Source organism: Streptomyces sp. LaPpAH-108, assembly GCF_000373625.1.
Taxonomy (GTDB): domain Bacteria; phylum Actinomycetota; class Actinomycetes; order Streptomycetales; family Streptomycetaceae; genus Streptomyces.
The window spans coordinates 1,064,992-1,081,627 of the sequence record NZ_KB891987.1; the positions used below are offsets into that span (position 1 = coordinate 1,064,992).

15 protein-coding genes are annotated in these 16,636 nt (G+C 73.2%); 12 read left to right on the forward strand and 3 right to left on the reverse strand.

Going from position 1 to position 16,636, the window contains the following annotated elements; genetic code table 11:
- Positions 1–14 precede the first annotated feature (14 nt).
- The gene (locus B079_RS0104880; protein WP_420705750.1) at positions 15–2,453 is read left to right on the forward strand and encodes an EAL domain-containing protein; all 2,439 of its coding nucleotides are present in this window, start codon (positions 15–17) and stop codon (positions 2,451–2,453) included.
- A 61-nt stretch (positions 2,454–2,514) separates the two neighbouring features.
- Here the strand turns inward: B079_RS0104880 and B079_RS0104885 are convergent, their stop codons facing one another.
- Positions 2,515–3,096, reverse strand: coding sequence for a TetR/AcrR family transcriptional regulator (locus B079_RS0104885; RefSeq protein ID WP_018544662.1), 582 nt, complete (start codon positions 3,094–3,096; stop codon positions 2,515–2,517).
- A 91-nt stretch (positions 3,097–3,187) separates the two neighbouring features.
- On the opposite strand from B079_RS0104885, the gene B079_RS0104890 reads away from it, so the two are divergent.
- From B079_RS0104890 to B079_RS0104935, 10 genes are all read left to right on the forward strand, one after another.
- The gene (locus B079_RS0104890) at positions 3,188–3,559 is read left to right on the forward strand and encodes a DUF4267 domain-containing protein (protein ID WP_018544663.1); all 372 of its coding nucleotides are present in this window, start codon (positions 3,188–3,190) and stop codon (positions 3,557–3,559) included.
- A gap of 46 nt (positions 3,560–3,605) precedes the next feature.
- Positions 3,606–4,100 (forward strand): cupin domain-containing protein, encoded by a 495-nt coding sequence (locus B079_RS0104895; protein WP_018544664.1) that lies wholly within the window; start codon positions 3,606–3,608, stop codon positions 4,098–4,100.
- 112 nt (positions 4,101–4,212) lie between these two features.
- The gene (gatC, locus tag B079_RS0104900; RefSeq protein WP_018544665.1) at positions 4,213–4,509 is read left to right on the forward strand and encodes an Asp-tRNA(Asn)/Glu-tRNA(Gln) amidotransferase subunit GatC; all 297 of its coding nucleotides are present in this window, start codon (positions 4,213–4,215) and stop codon (positions 4,507–4,509) included.
- 6 nt (positions 4,510–4,515) lie between these two features.
- On the forward strand, positions 4,516–6,009 hold the full coding sequence (gatA, locus tag B079_RS0104905) for an Asp-tRNA(Asn)/Glu-tRNA(Gln) amidotransferase subunit GatA (RefSeq protein ID WP_018544666.1): 1,494 nt from the start codon (positions 4,516–4,518) through the stop codon (positions 6,007–6,009).
- Positions 6,006–6,245, forward strand: coding sequence for a hypothetical protein (locus B079_RS0104910; RefSeq protein WP_018544667.1), 240 nt, complete (start codon positions 6,006–6,008; stop codon positions 6,243–6,245). Before gatA ends, B079_RS0104910 begins: the two co-directional genes overlap by 4 nt.
- Before the next feature lie 16 nt (positions 6,246–6,261).
- Positions 6,262–7,776 carry an Asp-tRNA(Asn)/Glu-tRNA(Gln) amidotransferase subunit GatB gene (gene gatB / locus B079_RS0104915; RefSeq protein WP_018544668.1) on the forward strand — a complete coding sequence of 505 codons (1,515 nt, stop codon included), beginning with the start codon at positions 6,262–6,264 and terminating at the stop codon, positions 7,774–7,776.
- Positions 7,777–7,964: 188 nt separating this feature from the next.
- Complete coding sequence (locus B079_RS0104920) at positions 7,965–8,444, forward strand: hypothetical protein (protein ID WP_026248365.1); 480 nt, start codon at positions 7,965–7,967, stop codon at positions 8,442–8,444.
- Between the two features lie 119 nt (positions 8,445–8,563).
- The gene (locus B079_RS35720; protein WP_018544670.1) at positions 8,564–9,172 is read left to right on the forward strand and encodes a hypothetical protein; all 609 of its coding nucleotides are present in this window, start codon (positions 8,564–8,566) and stop codon (positions 9,170–9,172) included.
- 222 nt (positions 9,173–9,394) lie between these two features.
- Positions 9,395–9,601, forward strand: a complete 207-nt coding sequence (locus B079_RS0104930) for a hypothetical protein (protein WP_018544671.1) — start codon at positions 9,395–9,397, stop codon at positions 9,599–9,601.
- Between the two features lie 122 nt (positions 9,602–9,723).
- On the forward strand, positions 9,724–12,822 hold the full coding sequence (locus B079_RS0104935; protein ID WP_199779877.1) for a helix-turn-helix transcriptional regulator: 3,099 nt from the start codon (positions 9,724–9,726) through the stop codon (positions 12,820–12,822).
- An 86-nt stretch (positions 12,823–12,908) separates the two neighbouring features.
- Here the strand turns inward: B079_RS0104935 and B079_RS0104940 are convergent, their stop codons facing one another.
- Both B079_RS0104940 and B079_RS0104945 read right to left on the reverse strand, forming a co-directional pair.
- Positions 12,909–14,039: a PQQ-dependent sugar dehydrogenase gene (locus B079_RS0104940; protein ID WP_026248366.1), complete on the reverse strand. Its 1,131-nt coding sequence runs from the start codon at positions 14,037–14,039 to the stop codon at positions 12,909–12,911.
- 146 nt (positions 14,040–14,185) lie between these two features.
- Positions 14,186–15,196 (reverse strand): aldo/keto reductase, encoded by a 1,011-nt coding sequence (locus B079_RS0104945; protein WP_018544674.1) that lies wholly within the window; start codon positions 15,194–15,196, stop codon positions 14,186–14,188.
- Between the two features lie 129 nt (positions 15,197–15,325).
- Here B079_RS0104945 and B079_RS0104950 point away from each other — a divergent pair, with 129 nt between their 5' ends.
- A complete protein-coding gene (locus tag B079_RS0104950) occupies positions 15,326–16,294 on the forward strand; it encodes a 2-hydroxyacid dehydrogenase (protein WP_018544675.1) in 969 nt (322 codons plus the stop codon).
- The last annotated feature ends 342 nt before the right edge of the window (positions 16,295–16,636 follow it).

Sequence of the window (16,636 nt, forward strand, 5' to 3'; positions counted from 1 at the left end):
TCGGCGCATATCAGATGCATACGGGTGGCCCGGCCGCATTCGGGCAACCGTCCACGACCGCTGCCCGAGGAAGCCCTTGGCGGCCTACTGTTGAGGTGTGCGCCCGCCGTGCCCAGCCGCGGCCGGGGCATCCCCGTGGCCGCAGGGCGGCCCGGGGGAGGGCTGTACACCGCCGGGCCGCCGATGGCCGACGGCCATCGAGCCGCGTGGCGTGGGCACCGCCGGCTGTGAGAGGGACGGGAATGGAACCGACCGAGAGCGTTGCCCCGGACCCACGGCGGCCACGCCGTCGTCCGGGCGCGTGGCGGGGGAACCGGTGGACCGGACAGAGCGGCGACCGCGCCGGTCCGCGCGCCCCCGCACCCCTTCCCGCCGGTGCGCGAACTCCCGTGCTCCCGCCGCCCCTCGGCGCCCCCGCCGCCTCCCGGCTGCGTCAACTGCGGTCGCTGCCCGCGCTCGTGGCCGTCGCCGCCGGACTGACGCTCGCCGGTGGTCTCGCCGACGCCTTCGTCGAGGGCCACGCCCTCTTCCCGAGCGGTACGGCCGGCTGGGCGCTCGCCCTGCTCACCGGCGTCATCGTCGGACACCTCGTCATGCTCGGCCGGGCCCGCTGGTGGGGCGGCACCGGCTCCGGCGCCGCCCTCACCCTCGCCGTCCTGCTGCTCTACGGCTGGATACCCGCGGCCCTGGTCAGCCTCACCGTCGTCGTCCTGGTCGGCATCGCCCGGCGCCAGCGTCCGCGCCAGGGCCTGCTGCACGGCGCGGTGGACATCCTCGGCATCGGCGCGGGCGCCCTGGTGCTCGGCGCGTTCGGCCGGGTGCCCACCGTCGAACGGCCCTGGGGGATGGGCGGCTGGGGGCTCGGCACCGTCCCCGAGACCGTCCTCGCGGCTGCCGCCTATCTCGTCGTCGGCCGGGGGCTGCTGTGGTACCTGCGCGCCCCGCGCGGGCGCGGGCTGCCGACCATCGCCCGCAGCGCGCTGGTCAGACAGGGGCTTGTCGCGGTGGCGCTGCTCGGCATCGCCCCGCTGGTCTGCGTGGTCGCCGACGCGCAGCCGGTGCTGCTGCCGCTGTTCGCCGTCCCGCTGATCGCGCTCGACTCCGCGCTGTGGATGGCCCGGGCCCGCGCCGAGGAGCAGCTGCGCGACCCGCTGACCGGGCTGCCCAACCGGCAGTGGCTGCTGGAGCGGATCTGGACCGCGCTGGACGACGCCGAACGCATCGGGGCGCGTTCCGCCCTGCTGCTGATCGACCTCGACCGGTTCCGGTCCGTCAACGACACCCTCGGGCATCTCGCCGGGGACCGGTTACTGCTGCAGATCGCGGAACGGTTGCGGCACGCCCTGCCGCGCGGGGCGGAGGCCGCGCGGCTCGGCGGGGACGAGTTCGCGGTCCTGCTGCCCGTGGCCGACTCCACCACCTCGGCCACCCGGATCGCCCGCGGCCTGGTCACCACGCTCGGCTCACCGCTCGACCTGGACGGGCTCACCCTCGTCCTGGAGGCCAGCGCGGGCGTCGCCCTCTTCCCCGACCACGCCCTGGACGCCGAGGGGATGCTGCGCCGCGCCGACGTGGCGATGTACCAGGCCAAGCGGGACCGCTCCGGCGTGGAGGCGTACGAGTCCAAGCGGGACTCCAACACCCCCGACCGGCTCGCCCTCCTGGGCGATCTGCGCCGCGCCCTGGACGCCCACGAGGTGCAGTTGCACTACCAGCCCAAGGTGCGCTTCGACGGGCAGGTCGCCGGTCTGGAGGCCCTGGTGCGCTGGGTGCACCCGGAGCGCGGAAAGGTTCCGCCGGACGAGTTCATCGCGATCGCCGAGACCTCCGGGCTGATGCCGCTGCTCACCGAGTACGTCCTGGAGACCGCGCTCGGCCAGGTCGCCCGCTGGCGCGAACAGGGCCTGCGGGTGCCGGTGGCCGTCAACGTTTCCCCGCGCGACGTGCACTCGCCCGGCTTCGCCGGTTCGGTCGCCGCCCGGCTCGCCCGGCACGGTGTCCCGGCGGGGGCGCTCCAGCTGGAGATCACCGAGCACGTGCTCCTCGAGGACCCGACTCGGGCCGCGGACACACTGGCCGCGCTCACGGGGCACGGGGTGAAGATGTCGCTCGACGACTTCGGTACGGGGTATTCGTCGCTGGTGCATCTGCGGCGGCTGCCCGTCAGCGAGCTGAAGATCGACCGGTCCTTCGTGGCGCGGCTCGCGGTGGACGCCGAGGACGCGGAGATCGTGCGGTGCACGGTGGATCTGGCGCATTCGCTGGGGCTCGTGGTCGTCGCCGAGGGTGTGGAGGACGACGAGACGTGGGAGCGGTTGCGGGATCTGGGGTGTGACGCGGTGCAGGGGTGGCTTGTCGCTGCCGCTATGCCTCCCGAGGAGACCACCGCTTGGCTGCGGGCTCGGGGGTCTCGGGGGTGGCGGTCGCCTGCGGCGCTTCCGGCCGGTGAGTAGGGGTTCTCGCCGTTTGAAGGTGCGGGTGCGTTGTGGTTGATCGCGCAGTTCCCCGCGCCCCTTAGGGAGTTGTCGCGAAGTGGGTGATCAGTAGAGCCAGCCTTGTCTCCTGTGCCTCCTTCGGCAGACGGCCGCTTCGCATCAGTGTGACCAGGCCGTGCAGGGCGGCCCAGTACGTCTCCGTGAGCAGGTCGGGGTTCTCGTTCTCGGCTGCGATCGGCTCCACCGCCTGGAGAATCTCGCCGAATGCCTCCTTCAGTGGGGCCGGGGCTTCCGGGGTGGCGAAGGGCAGGTCCACGTGGTGGGTGAACATCGCGTCGTAGAGGGCGGGTCGGCGGTGGGCGAAGGCGGTGTACGCCTGGCCCACGGCTGCCAGGGCGTCCTTCGGGGTCGTCGCCTTCGTGCGGGCTGTCCGTAGTTCCGCCGCCAGCTCCACGCAGCCCTCGACCGCGACGGCGGCCATGATCGCGTCCTTGCCCTTGAAGTGGCTGTAGAGGACCGGCTGGCTGTACTCGATCTCGGCGGCCAGGCGGCGGGTGGTGACCGCGTCCCAGCCCTCGGTCTCGGCCAGTTCCCGTGCGGCGGTGACGATCAGCCGCTCGCGCTCCGCTCGTTCGCGCTCCCGGCGCTTCTGGATCGACATGGTCGGGATTCTAGCAGCGCTAGCATTTCTGCCCCCGCTCTGTTAGCTTCGCTATTACTGCTAGCGTTGCTAGAAATCAGGGGGAGAAGACATGCTCGTCACCGCGTACACCCTGGCCGTCGTGCTCGATCTGTTCTGTGTGTTCCTCGGCTACCGCTTCCTGTTCCAGCCCGCCTCCGCCGCGACCGGTTACGGCGTTCCCGCCCGGCCCGAGGGCGACGCCGGGGCCTATCTCTCGATCAAGGGGACGAGGGACGGCACCCTCGGTCTCGTCGGTCTCGCGCTGCTCTTCTTCGTGGGCGTGCGGGCCGAGGCGTGGTTCATGCTCTGTGTCGCTCTGATCCCGCTCGGCGACACCCTGATCGTCCTGCGCAACGGGGGTACGCGGGCCGTCGCCTTCGGCATCCACTTCGCCACCGCCGTCGTCGTCCTGATCAGCGCCGCCCTGCTCTTCGCCGTCTGATCCCGGCCGTCTGATCCCAGTCGTCTGATCCCACAGGGGGAAACCCATGTCACTGTTCGTGCCGAAGTTCGACGACACCGTGCTCGTCCGGGACGCGGATGCCGAGGTGATCGGCGGCGACCCCGTGGGGGTGAAGCTGCTGGCCGACAGCAGCGTGAGCGGGGGCGCGCTGTCCACCGTGCGGGTCACCCTCGCGGAAGGGGCCGACGGGGCCCGCCCGCACGTCCACCATCGCTCCGCCGAGATGTTCTATCTGCTCGACGGCGCCGCCGAGGTCCTTTCCGGCGACGACATCGTGACCGCCGAACGCGGCGATCTGATCATCGTCCCGCCCGAGCGCCCGCATGCCTTCGCCGCCGTCCCCGGCTCCCGGGCCGATCTCCTGGTCGTCATCACCCCGGGCGTCGAGCGCTTCGAGTACTTCCGCCACCTCCAGCGCATCCGCCTCGGCGAGCTGACCCCGGAGAGCCTGCTGGACGTGCAGGAGCGGTACGACAACCACTTCCTGCGGAGCGCGGCGTGGGAGGAGCGGCGGAGTTGAGCGGGGCGACCGCCGATCCGCAGGGCGGGCCGGGGAAACCGTTTCACGGGTACCCGGGCCCGCCCCATAGGATTGGGCCAAAGCACACACACTCACCCCAGAGGATCGCTGAATGCCTGGCATCACGCGCGAGGAGGTCGCCCACCTCGCCCGGCTGGCGCGTCTGGAGCTGAAGCCCGAAGAGCTCGACCACTTCGCGGGACAGCTGGACGACATCATCGGCGCGGTCGCCCGCGTCAGTGAGGTCGCCGACCAAGACGTACCGCCGACCTCGCACCCGCTCCCGCTGACGAACGTCATGCGCGCGGACGAGGTCCGTCCCTCGCTCACCCCCGCGCAGGCGCTCTCCGGCGCCCCCGCCCAGGAGCAGCAGCGTTTCAAGGTGCCGCAGATCCTGGGGGAGGACTAACCCGTCATGACCGACATCATCAAGCTCACGGCCGCCGAGATCGCCGGGAAGATCGCCTCCGGCGAGCTGACGGCCGTCGAGGTCACCGAGGCCCACCTCGCCCGCATCGACGCCGTCGACGAGAAGGTGCACGCCTTCCTGCACGTCGACCGCGAGGGCGCGCTCGCCCAGGCCCGCGCCGTGGACGAGAAGCGCGCCCGCGGCGAGAAGCTCGGCCCGCTGGCCGGCGTCCCGCTCGCGCTCAAGGACATCTTCACCACCGAGGGCGTGCCGACCACCGTCGGCTCCAAGATCCTCGAAGGCTGGATCCCGCCGTACGACGCGACGCTCACCAAGCGCCTCAAGGACGCCGACGTCGTCATCCTCGGCAAGACCAACATGGACGAGTTCGCCATGGGGTCCTCCACCGAGAACAGCGCGTACGGCCCGACCGGCAACCCCTGGGACCTCACCAAGATCCCCGGCGGCTCCGGCGGCGGTTCCTCCGCCGCGCTCGCCTCCTTCGAGGCCCCGCTCGCCATCGGCACCGACACCGGCGGCTCCATCCGCCAGCCCGCCGCCGTCACCGGCACGGTCGGCGTCAAGCCGACCTACGGCTCGGTCTCCCGCTACGGCATGGTGGCCTTCTCCTCCTCCCTGGACCAGGGCGGCCCCTGCGCCCGTACGGTCCTGGACGCGGCCCTGCTGCACGAGGTCATCGCCGGGCACGACCCGCTGGACTCCACCTCCATCGACGCCCCGGTCCCGCCGGTCGTCGAGGCGGCCCGCAACGGCTCGGTCGCGGGCATGCGCGTCGGCGTCGTCAAGCAGTTCCGCGGCGAGGGCTACCAGGCCGGTGTCCTCCAGCGCTTCGACGAGTCCGTCGAGCTGCTCAAGGAGCTGGGCGCCGAGATCGTCGAGCTGGACTGCCCGTCCTTCGACCTCGCCCTGTCGGCGTACTACCTGATCGCGCCGTCCGAGTGCTCCTCCAACCTCGCCCGCTTCGACGGCCTGCGCTACGGCCGCCGCACCGGCGACGACGGCACCCACTCGGCCGAGGAGGTCACCTCCCTCACCCGTGAGGCGGGCTTCGGCGACGAGGTCAAGCGCCGCATCATGCTCGGCACGTACGCCCTCTCCAGCGGCTACTACGACGCCTACTACGGCTCCGCGCAGAAGGTCCGCACCCTCATCACGCGGGACTTCGAGAGGGCCTTCGAGCAGGTCGACGTGATCGTCTCCCCGACGACCCCGACCACCGCCTTCGCGATCGGCGAGCGCGCCGACGACCCGATGGCGATGTACCTCGCGGACCTGTGCACCATCCCGACGAACCTCGCGGGCAACGCGGCCATGTCGCTGCCCTGCGGTCTCGCCCCGGAGGACAACCTCCCGGTGGGCCTGCAGATCATCGCCCCGGCGATGCAGGACGACAGGCTGTACAAGGTCGGCGCCGCCGTCGAGGCCGCCTTCGTGGAAAAGTGGGGGCACCCGCTCATCGAGGAGGCACCGTCGCTGTGAGTGCACTGAACAAGGCCAAGGGCTTCAAGAAGTCGAAGTCCGGTACGTACCTGTCCATGGCCGGGACCGCGTTCAGCGCGGTCGGTGTCGCCAAGCAGATCAAGAAGGCCCGCGCCGAGCACGACACGCTGCGCCTGATCGACGCCGCCGCGTCCGCCGTCGCCATCGTCACCGGACTCGCCATCCTCTACCGCGAGCTGAAGCGGCTGGGCGACGACGACGTCCTGCTGGGCTGAGAGGGAAGTTTTCACCGTGACCACCACGACCGACCTGGTGTCGTACGAGGACGCTCTGGCGTCGTACGACCCCGTCATGGGCCTTGAGGTCCATGTCGAACTCGGCACCAACACGAAGATGTTCTGCGGGTGTTCGACCGAGCTGGGGGCCGACCCCAACTCGCAGACCTGCCCCGTGTGCCTCGGCCTGCCCGGCGCGCTCCCGGTCGTCAACGCGACCGGCGTCGAGTCCGCGATCAAGATCGGCCTCGCGCTGAACTGCTCGATCGCCGAGTGGTGCCGCTTCGCCCGGAAGAACTACTTCTATCCGGACATGCCGAAGAACTTCCAGACCTCCCAGTACGACGAGCCGATCGCCTTCGACGGTTATCTCGACGTGCAGCTGGAGGACGGCGAGACCTTCCGCGTGGAGATCGAGCGCGCCCACATGGAGGAGGACACCGGCAAGTCGACGCACGTCGGCGGCGCCACCGGCCGTATCCACGGCGCGTCCCACTCCCTGCTCGACTACAACCGCGCGGGCATCCCGCTCATCGAGATCGTCACCAAGCCCATCGTGGGCGCGGGCGAGCGGGCCCCCGAGGTCGCGCGCGCCTACGTCCGCGAGCTGCGCGAGGTCATCCGCGCCCTCGGTGTGTCCGAGGCGCGGATGGAGATGGGCCAGATGCGCTGCGACGTCAACCTGTCGCTGCGCCCGCACGGCCGCGACAAGTTCGGCACGCGCTCCGAGACGAAGAACGTCAACTCGCTGCGCTCGGTCGAGCGTGCCGCCCGCTTCGAGATCATGCGCCACGCGGCCGTGCTCGACGGCGGCGGCACGATCGTCCAGGAGACCCGCCACTTCCACGAGGACACGGGGTCCACGACCTCGGGCCGCGTGAAGGAGGAGGCCGAGGACTACCGGTACTTCCCGGAGCCCGACCTCGTCCCGGTGGCGCCCTCGCGCGAGTGGGTCGAGAAGATCCGCGCCGCGCTGCCCGAGCTGCCGCTGGCCCGCCGTACCCGCCTCCTCGCGGAGTGGGGCATCTCGGCCACCGACATGCAGTCGATCACCAACGCGGGTGCGCTGGACCTGATCGTCGCCACCATCGACGCCGGTGCCGACGCGGCCTCCGCGCGCAAGTGGTGGATGGGCGAACTGGCCCGCAGCGCCAACGAGTCGGGCACGTCCCTGGACGAGCTGGCGATCACCCCGGAGCAGGTCGCGCGGGTGACCGCGCTGGTCGACTCCGGTGATCTGAACGACAAGCTGGCCCGCCAGGTCATCGAGGGCGTCCTCGCGGGCGAGGGCACCCCGGACGAGGTCGTCGACAAGCGCGGTCTGAAGGTCGTCTCCGACGACTCCGCGCTCGGCACGGCCGTGGACGAGGCCATCGCCGGCAACCCGGGCATCGCGGACAAGATCCGCGGTGGCAAGGTGGCGGCGGCCGGTGCCCTGGTCGGCGCGGTCATGAAGGCCACCCGTGGCCAGGCCGACGCGGCCCGCGTCAAGGAGCTGATCCTGGAGAAGCTGGGCGTGAGCGAGGGCTGAGCCCCGCACACACCGGTCGTGGCCCCGCAGGACTTCGCGTCCTGCGGGGCCACACCCTTGTGCACACGGGCTCACGGGCCTACGCGCGCGTGCCCACGCTCCGCGCGGTCACGAACGAGCAGGGACAGCACTCTTACGGGCAGCCCCGCACCCGGATCGATCCGGGGGAGGCGCTACGCTCGCGCCGCATGAGTGGACGTACCGATTCCGGCACCGCACCCGTCACCGCCGAACGGGACGACCTCGCGGGGAGCACGGGGGACGGCGACGAGGAGACGGCGGGGACCGAGGGCTTCGCGGGGGACGACGCGGCCGGGGCGGCCGAAGGGGACGAGGACGCGGGGGACGCAGAGGACGCGGGGGACGCGGACGCCTCGGACGGCGATCCGGATGACGACGACGATGACGACGATGACGCGTACGACGACGCCCGCCGCGCCCGCTGGGCCTCCGTCCTCACCGGCGCCCTGCTCTGCGCCGCCGGAGCCGGGGCCGCGCTGTTCCGGCTGACCGGGGCCGAACCCGCGCTGGTGCCCGCCGCCTACGGCCTGGGCGCGGCCGTGTGCGCCCTCGCGGGGTTCCTCGGCTCCCGGGGCCGTACCCGCCGCGCGCTGTGGCTCCTGGTGGCCGGGACGATGATCATGGCCCTCGGCGACCAGTTCGACTGATGCGCCGGGTGTGAACGGCGGTGTGAAAAGCTCGCCCCGGAGTGGCCTGCGGCATGCGCGCGTGCCGCTCACAGCGATCGTTAAGAAGACTCTCAGACTCCGTCCGTACGGTGCCGGGCATGGCTACGAAGACAGACGTCACCCAGACCGACGACGAGCGGGCACCGCAGGAGGCACCGGTGGCCGAGGCCCCCGAGAAGGAGGCCCCCGAGAAGGCTCCCGAGGCGGAGGCCGGTACCGGCACCGAGCCGTCGGCCGAGGACCACGAGGACATCCTCGCCGAGGACGCCGACGAGCCCTTCGCCGAGGACGACTCCGCCGCGCCCCGGGAGAAGACCGGGGTCGGTCAGGGTGCCGCCGCCGTGGTCTCCGCCGCGCTCGGCCTGGTCTCGCTCAACGGCGGCTGGATCGGCACGCTGGCCTCGGCCCGCGCGCAGCTCATCGGCCAGCTGAAGACCTCGTCCACCGCGAGCGTCTCCCAGCAGATCAAGGCGGTCTACGGCGACTCCTGGCACGCCACCGCGCTGTGGGCCGGTCTGTTCGCGATCGCCGCGCTGGTCACCGGCGCGGTCGTCCTGATCCGGCCCGCCTTCGGCACCCCCGACCGGCCGCAGGCCCCCTGGATCAAGTCGGTCGCCTGGGCGGGTGTCTCGCTCGGCGTCATCGGTCTGCTGCTCGCAGTGCTGAAGTACTCCGACGCGCTGCTCGGCCTGCCCTCGGCGAGCTGAGTGCCCTCGGCGGGCTGATCCCGGTGCCTCCTCAGGGGGCCTCAGAGAGTTTCCACAGGGCCTCAGGGCCTGTGGGGAGTCCCTGAGGCCCCCTTACGCGTGCCCGGGGCCCGGACGGCGCCGCCGAGATGCGGAAGTCGCCCGATGCGGCGCGGCCCCCTGGGAGCGGAGGGTGGAGTCCTCGCGAGAAGCGAGCAAGCCGAAATCCCAGGAGGACACGCCATGTTCGCGTACGACGACTACCACCGGCTGCGCTCCGCCGAGCTGCGCCGCGAGGCCGAACAGGCCCGGCTGGTCCGCGAGGCGACACGGACGGCCCGTGCAGCACGGCGGACCCGGCGGCGCGGCTCGGGCGCCGGACAGGACGGTGCGGAGGCCGAGTCGCATACCGGCGGTCCTGAGCGGCGCCGGTTCACGCCCGCGGCGTGAGGGCCGGGCCGGTGGGTGCCGACTCGGCGTCAGGGACCGGTGGGGGTACGACGACCGGTGGTGGTACGACGATCGCACCGGCCCTGTGGAAAACTCCCGCCGTCTCCTCCCCGACCCGTGCGATGCTCGGGCACGTGGAAACCAGGTCCGTCAGTCCCGTGTTCGTCGGCCGTGCCGACGAGTTGGACGCCTTGAAAGACGCGCTCGCCCGTGCCGCCGAGGGGGAGCCGCAGGCGCTGCTGCTCGGCGGTGAGGCGGGCGTGGGCAAGACCCGCCTCACCGAGGAGTTCGGCGCCCTCGCGGCGGCCCGGGGCGCGGTCGTCGCGCGGGGCGGCTGCGTGGAGATCGGCGCGGACGGGCTGCCGTTCGCCCCCTTCTCCGGCGCGCTGCGCACCCTGCGCGCGGCCCTGCCCGAGCCGTTCGCCGACGCGGCGAGCGGACAGGACGCGGAGCTGGCGCGGCTGCTGCCCGAGCTGGGCGAGAGCGCGGGCGCGGGCCGACCCGACGAGCAGGGCACGGCCCGGCTGTTCGAGCTGACCGCCCGGCTCCTGGAGCGGGCCTCCGCCGAGCGGACCGTGGTGCTGGTCCTGGAGGACCTGCACTGGGCCGACACCGCCACCCGCCATCTCCTCGCCTACCTCTTCCGCACCCTGCGCACCGGCCGCGTCCTGCTCCTGGCCACCTACCGCTCCGACGACATCCACCGCCGCCACCCGCTGCGCCCCCTGCTGGCCGAGCTGGACCGGCTGCGCACCGTCCGCCGCCTCGAACTCGCCCGCTTCACCCGCGAGGAGGTCGGCCGTCAGATCGCGGGCATCCTCGCCGCCGAACCCGACCCGCGCCAGGTCGACGCCATCTTCGAACGCTCCGACGGCAACGCCTTCTTCGTGGAGGAACTGGCGGTGGCCGGATGCGAGGGCTGCGGCACGGGGCTCACCGGCTCGCTGCGCGATCTGCTGCTCGTCCGCGTCGAGGCGCTGCCCGAGAGCGCGCAGCGGGTCGTCCGGATCGTCGCCGAAGGCGGCTCCACGGTGGAGCACCCGCTCATCGCCGCCGTCGCCCGGCTCGCCGAGGACGACCTCATCGAGGCCCTGCGCGCCGCCGTCGGCGCCCACATCCTCACCCCCGACCCGGACGGCGACGGCTACCGCTTCCGCCACTCCCTGGTCCGCGAGGCCGTCGCCGACGACCTGCTGCCCGGCGAACGCTCCCGGCTCAACCGGCGGTACGCGGAAGCCCTGGAGGCCGACCCCGGGCTCGTCCCGGCCGACGCCCGCGTACTGCGCCTGGCGGGGTACTGGTACCACGCCCACGACCCGGCCAAGGCGCTGCCCGCCGTCCTCGACGCCGCCGTGGTGGCCCGCCGCAGGCACGCCTACACCGAGCAACTGCGCCTCCTGGAGCGGGCGACGGCCCTGTGGGACACCGCGCCGGACGAGACCCGCGCGGCCCTGCGCCCCCTCGACTGCATGGACGTCTACCCGGCCTGCTCGCCCGCGCCCGGGGAGCCGGACCCCACGGCCGCCCCGCTGCGCTATGTCGACCTGCTCGCGGAGGCGGTGGTGGCGGGAAACTTCGGTGGCGAGCGCGAACGCGCGCTGAAGATCTGCAAACGAGCCCTGCGCCTCCTGGAGGACGACCCCGACCCTTCCCCAAGCTCTCAACTGCGTTCGAGCAGGGGAGACCCCTATCGCGCCGCCTGGTTCTGGGTACAGCGCTCCTGTCTGGTCCAGGCGCTGGCCCGGGGCGACGGCCGGAGCGAACTGGCCACCGCCCAGGACCTGGTGCGCGGTCTGCCGCCCTCCGAGGTGCACGCCGAGGTGCTGACCCTCGTCGCGGGCTGGTCCATGCTGCACCGGCCGGGCCCGGACGCCTTCGCCGCCGCCGAGCGGGCCGTGGAGTACGCGCGCATGGTCGGCGCCCGCGAGATCGAGCTGAACGCCCGGCTCACCCTCGGCAGCCTCATGATCGACGCGGGTGGCATCGACGCCGGGCTCGCCGAGCTGCGCCAGGTCAGCGCGGACGCGCTCGCGGAGGGCGTGACCGAGGTGGCCCGCCGCGCCTACATCAACGTGCCCTCCGTGCTGCTGAACCTCGGACGGCAGCGGGAGGCCGAACCCCTGCTGCGCGAAGGACTCGAGTTCGCCCGCCGCTCCGGACCCCGCGACCCCCAGGCGTGGATGTGGGGCAACCTCGCCGAGACGCTGTACGCACTCGGCCGCTGGACCGAGGCCGCCGAGGCCGCCGAGCGGGCCCTGCGCACCGGCACCAGCGCCCGGCCACAGGGCGGCGGCGCCCTGAGCCTCGCCCGGTTCGCGCTGGCCCGGGGCGACGTCGCGGAGGCGTCCCGGCAACTGGCCACCGCCCGGGAGCGCTACGGCACCCAGGACCCGATGCCCCAGCAGTGGCTCCCCCTCGCCCGGGTCGCCCTCGGGGTCGCCGTCGAGGAGGGCCGGTTCGAGGACGCCCGGGCCGAACTGCGTACGGCACTGGAGCGCGGGGTGCCGACCGGCGCCCACCGGGACGCCTGGCCGCTGCTGCGGGCCGCCGCCACCGCCGAGGCCGACCTGCGCACCCTGGCCGCCGCCGAACCCGGCCGCGCCGCGCAGCTCGCCCTGCTCCGCGAGACCGTGCGCACCCTGCCGACCGGTGTCCCGCTCTGGCGGGCGTACGAGGAGTGGACCCGCGCGGAGCTGCTGCGCGCCGAGGACCGGGCGAGCGCCGCCGTCTGGTCGCCGGTGGCCCACGCCTTCGAGTGCCTGGACCGGCCCTACGATCTCGCCCGGGTCCGCCACCGGCTGGCCGGGGCGCTGCTCGCGGAGGGCGGGGAGGACGAGCGGGAGCGGGCGGTGGAACTGCTGCGGCTGAGCGCGGCGGTCGCGGACCATCTGGGCGCCCGCCCGCTGGCCGACGCGGTGGCCCGGCTCGCCCGCCGCGCCCGCCTCACCCTGGCCCGCGCCCCCGAGCAGCCCCTCGCCGCAGCGGACCCGGCCGCCGCCCTCGGTCTCACCGGCCGGGAGCGGGACGTGCTGCGCCTGGTCTCGGCCGGTCGCAGCAACCGGCAGATAGCCGAGGAGCTGTTCATCTCCCCGAAGACGGCGAGCGTGCACGTCTCCAACATCCTGGCGAAGCTGGGGGTGTCGAGCCGGGGCGAGGCGGCGGCGCTGGCCCACCGGCTGGAGCTGTTCCCGCCGGGGGAGGAGCGGCTGGTGGCGGGGTGACGGGCCTTCCGCGAGCGGCCGGACAGACCTCGGCCCCCGGCCCTGCCCCCCACCTCCGCCCCCGTCCCCGCCGTGGTGGCGGCCCGTCAGCTCACCCGCAGCTCAAGGAGCCGGTCGTCGCCCTTCTTCGGGTTCCCGCGTCCGTCGGTGTTGCTGGTGAGCAGCCAGAGGCGGTCGCCGCCCGCCGGGAGCACCGTGCGCAGGCGGCCGTACTCCCCGTCGAGGAACGCCTGGGGCGGTGCCGAGGCGGCGGTGCCGCGCAGCGGGATGCGCCACAGGCGCTCGCCCCTGAGCCCCGCCATCCAGATCACGCCGTCCACGGAGGCGATGCCGCTCGGGGACGCCTCGTCGGTGTGCCACTGGGCCAGCGGACTCGTGAACCGTTTGTCGTCGGACTTGCCCTCGGCGTCGGGCCAGCCGTAATCGCCGCCCGGGGAGATCGCGTTCAGCTCGTCCCAGGTGTCCTGGCCGAACTCCGAGGCGAAGAGCCGCTGCCGGGAGTCCCAGGCCAGGCCCTGCACATTGCGGTGGCCGTAGGAGTACACGGGGGAGCGCGGGAAGGGGTTGCCGGGCGCCGGTTCGCCCTCCGGGGTCAGCCGGAGGATCTTGCCGCCGAGCGAGTCGCGGTCCTGGGCCAGGTCGCCGCTGCCGCTCTCGCCGGTGCCCGCGTAGAGCATCCCGTCGGGGCCGAAGGCGATCCGGCCGCCGTTGTGGATGCGGCCCTTGGGGATGCCCTTGAACACCGTGTCGGGGGCGCCCAGCCGCTCACCGGACGGCTTGTTCTCGTCGTAGCGCACGCGCACGATGCGGTTGTCGGAAGCGGAGGTGAAGTAGGCGTACACCATGTGGTCCGAGGCGAAGTCCGGGGACAGTGCGATGCCCAGCAGACCGCCCTCCCCGGCCGGGGAGACCCCGGAGATCCGGCCCAGCTCGGTCTTCTTCCCGGTCTTCGGGTCGATCCGGGTGAGCGTGGCGTCGTCACGGGAGGAGACCAGCAGATCGCCGCCGGGCAGCGGCGCGAGCCCCCACGGGGTGCGCAGCCCCTCGGCCACCGTCCGCAGCACCTTCACCGAGCCCTTGGCGGCGGGGGCGGCCGGAGAAGCGGTCTCCGTGGCCGTACCACCGGGCGCGGTGCTCCGCCCGCCGTCGGACGCCCCGCCGCTGTCACTGGAGCAGCCCGCCACGAGCAGCGCGGTCGTCACCAGCACCGCCGGCAGGATTCGGCTTCGCACGATCAAGGTCCTCTCGGAGCGACGGCCGTGGAACAGCTACCCCGTCTGACGCGCAAACGTACCGGGCCACCGTTCCCGTTCCCGAAGTCCCACATCCGGAGCCCGGCGTTCCCCCGCACCGCCCCCCCCGATCAGTCCCAGGACCCCCGCACCCCCGGCACCCCCACCGCGCCCGACAGCTCCGCCAGGTCCTCCGGTGTCAGCCGCAACTCCACCGCCCCCGCGTTCTCCTCCGCCCAGTGGGCCTGCTTCGTGCCCGGCAGGGCGATCACATGGCGGCCCCGGGAGAGGACCCAGGCCAGGGCCACCTGGGCCGGAGTGACCGCCGGACCGTGGCGGCGGGCCACCCGGCGCAGGTCGGCCACGATCGGCTGGTGGGCGGCCATCATCTCGGCGGTGAAGCGCGGGTGCCGGGCACGGACGTCGTCCGGCTCGAAGCCCTGGCCCGGGGTCAGCGTGCCGGTCAGGAAGCCGCTGCCCAGCGGCATCGCCGCGAGGAAGGCCACGCCCCGCGCCTCGCACCACGGCAGCAGGGCCCGCAGCGCCTCGGGCGACCACACCGACAGCTCCGCCTGCACCGAGGCCACCGGGAACACCTGCTGCACGCGCCGGAGTTGGTCCAGCGTGACGTCGTACCGCCCGGCCCCGGAGCGGCGCGTGCCGCGCGGGCCCAGCGCGCACAGCCCGAGCGCCCGCACCTTCCCGGCGCGCACCAGCTCGGACATCGCGCCCCAGGTCTCCTCCACGGGGACCTCGGGATCGGCGCGGTGCAGCTGGTAGAGGTCGATCACATCGGTCTGCAGGCGCCGCAGCGAGGCGTCGCAGGCACGTTTCACATAGCCGGGGCGGCCGTTGGCCACGATGTGCCGGTCGCCGCCCACCAGCAGCCCCGCCTTGGTCGCCACGAAGGCGTCCGCGCGCCGCTCCTTGAGCACCCGCCCGAGCAGCAGCTCGTTGGTGAACGGGCCGTACATGTCCGCGGTGTCCAGGAAATCCATGCCCAGGTCCAGCGCCCGGTGCACGGTTCTCAGCGACTCCTCGCCCCGCCGCCGCGACGCGCTGTAGGCCCAGCTCATCGGCATGCACCCGAGCCCCACGGCCCCCGCGGCGAGGATGCCCGCGCCGATCGTCCTGCGCTCCACCTGCCCGCGAACCTCCCTCGCCCTCCGCCCCAACCTAACCTCTGCCACCCGCCCCGCCGGAATCGCCCTCCCGCCCGCGACCACCCGAAACGCCTCCCGGCACGACCGTCCTGAATTAGCCTCCCGCACATGACCGATGACGTCTGGCTGCCCATTCCTCCCGAGAAGATCCGCGGACTGCCGGGCGGGTTCCGGTACCTCTTCTGGGACGGGGGCGAAAGCGGTGAGCAGGAGTTCCCCGGCGACCCGGCCGACTGCGTCGCGTACGTGGTGCCGTACTTGCGCGGCGCGGCGGTCAAGCACCGCCCGCTGAAGGAGATGACCCGGCTGCGGCTGATCCAGACCCTCACCGCGGGGGTGGACGACATGCTTCCGGCGCTCTCGGCGGTGGGCCCCGGCGTTCACCTCTGCAACGCGCGCGGGGTGCACGAGACGAGCACCGCCGAGCTGGCGCTCACCCTGACGCTGTCCGCCCTGCGCGGCGTCCCCGGCTTCGTCCGGGACCAGGACGAGGAGCGCTGGCGGCCGGTGCCGAGGCCATCGCTGGCCGACCGGACCGTGCTCGTCGTCGGCCACGGCGCCATCGGGGAGGCGATCGAGGACCGGCTCGTCCCGTTCGAACCGGCGCGCGTGCTGCGCGTCGCGCGCTCCCGGCGCACCACCGAGCGCGGCCTGGTGCACCCGCTCACCGAGTTGCCCGCGCTGCTCCCCGAGGCCGACGTGGTGATCCTCTCCGTGCCGCTGACCGAGGCGACCCGGCACCTGGCCGACGCCGCCTTCCTGGCCCGGATGAAGGACGGCGCCCTGCTGGTCAACGTCGCGCGCGGACCCGTCGTCGACACCGGCGCGCTGCTCGCCGAGCTGGAGAGCGGACGGCTCATCGCCGCGCTCGACGTGACCGACCCCGAACCGCTGCCGCCGGGGCATCCGTTGTGGCGCGCCCCCGGTGTGCTGATCAGCCCGCACGTGGGCGGACTCAGCTCCGCGTTCCCGCCGCGTGCCGCGCGACTGCTCGTGGACCAATTGAGCCGGTTCGTGAACCATGAGCCGCTGCGCAACGTGATCCTCACCACCGGCCCCGGCACCACCGGCGGTTGACCGCTTCGGGCACCCTCCGCGACCCTCCGGGTGCGGGGTGTGCCCGCATCACCGCTGGTCGTCACGGAGAGTAGAGAAGCTATGTCCCTGAGTGACGATCCTGGTGTATCGTCCCGACAGGGGCAGCGCCGCCGACCGTTAGGCGCCGGGGATGGACACTTCGGAATGGTGAGGGGGGCGACGGGCGATGCACGGCCTATGGACGAACGATCCGACGCGGCGGAGCCGCCGGCGGCGACCCTGGCGCACGACCGCGCGCGGTCGCGGCCATCACACGAGCCATCACAGGCACCACGGCTCGCACCACAGCTCACGGACCGGCCCGCACCACAGGCCGGGCGC

Coding starts and splice junctions, on each gene's coding strand:
- B079_RS35720 (WP_018544670.1), top strand. CDS start 8,564: ATGGCTACGAAGACAGACGTCACCCAGACCGACGACGAGCGGGCACCG.
- B079_RS0104885 (WP_018544662.1), bottom strand. CDS start 3,096: ATGTCGATCCAGAAGCGCCGGGAGCGCGAACGAGCGGAGCGCGAGCGG.
- B079_RS0104895 (WP_018544664.1), top strand. CDS start 3,606: ATGTCACTGTTCGTGCCGAAGTTCGACGACACCGTGCTCGTCCGGGAC.
- B079_RS0104890 (WP_018544663.1), top strand. CDS start 3,188: ATGCTCGTCACCGCGTACACCCTGGCCGTCGTGCTCGATCTGTTCTGT.
- B079_RS0104950 (WP_018544675.1), top strand. CDS start 15,326: ATGACCGATGACGTCTGGCTGCCCATTCCTCCCGAGAAGATCCGCGGA.
- gatA (WP_018544666.1), top strand. CDS start 4,516: ATGACCGACATCATCAAGCTCACGGCCGCCGAGATCGCCGGGAAGATC.
- B079_RS0104930 (WP_018544671.1), top strand. CDS start 9,395: ATGTTCGCGTACGACGACTACCACCGGCTGCGCTCCGCCGAGCTGCGC.
- B079_RS0104920 (WP_026248365.1), top strand. CDS start 7,965: ATGAGTGGACGTACCGATTCCGGCACCGCACCCGTCACCGCCGAACGG.
- B079_RS0104880 (WP_420705750.1), top strand. CDS start 15: ATGCATACGGGTGGCCCGGCCGCATTCGGGCAACCGTCCACGACCGCT.
- gatC (WP_018544665.1), top strand. CDS start 4,213: ATGCCTGGCATCACGCGCGAGGAGGTCGCCCACCTCGCCCGGCTGGCG.
- B079_RS0104935 (WP_199779877.1), top strand. CDS start 9,724: ATGCTCGGGCACGTGGAAACCAGGTCCGTCAGTCCCGTGTTCGTCGGC.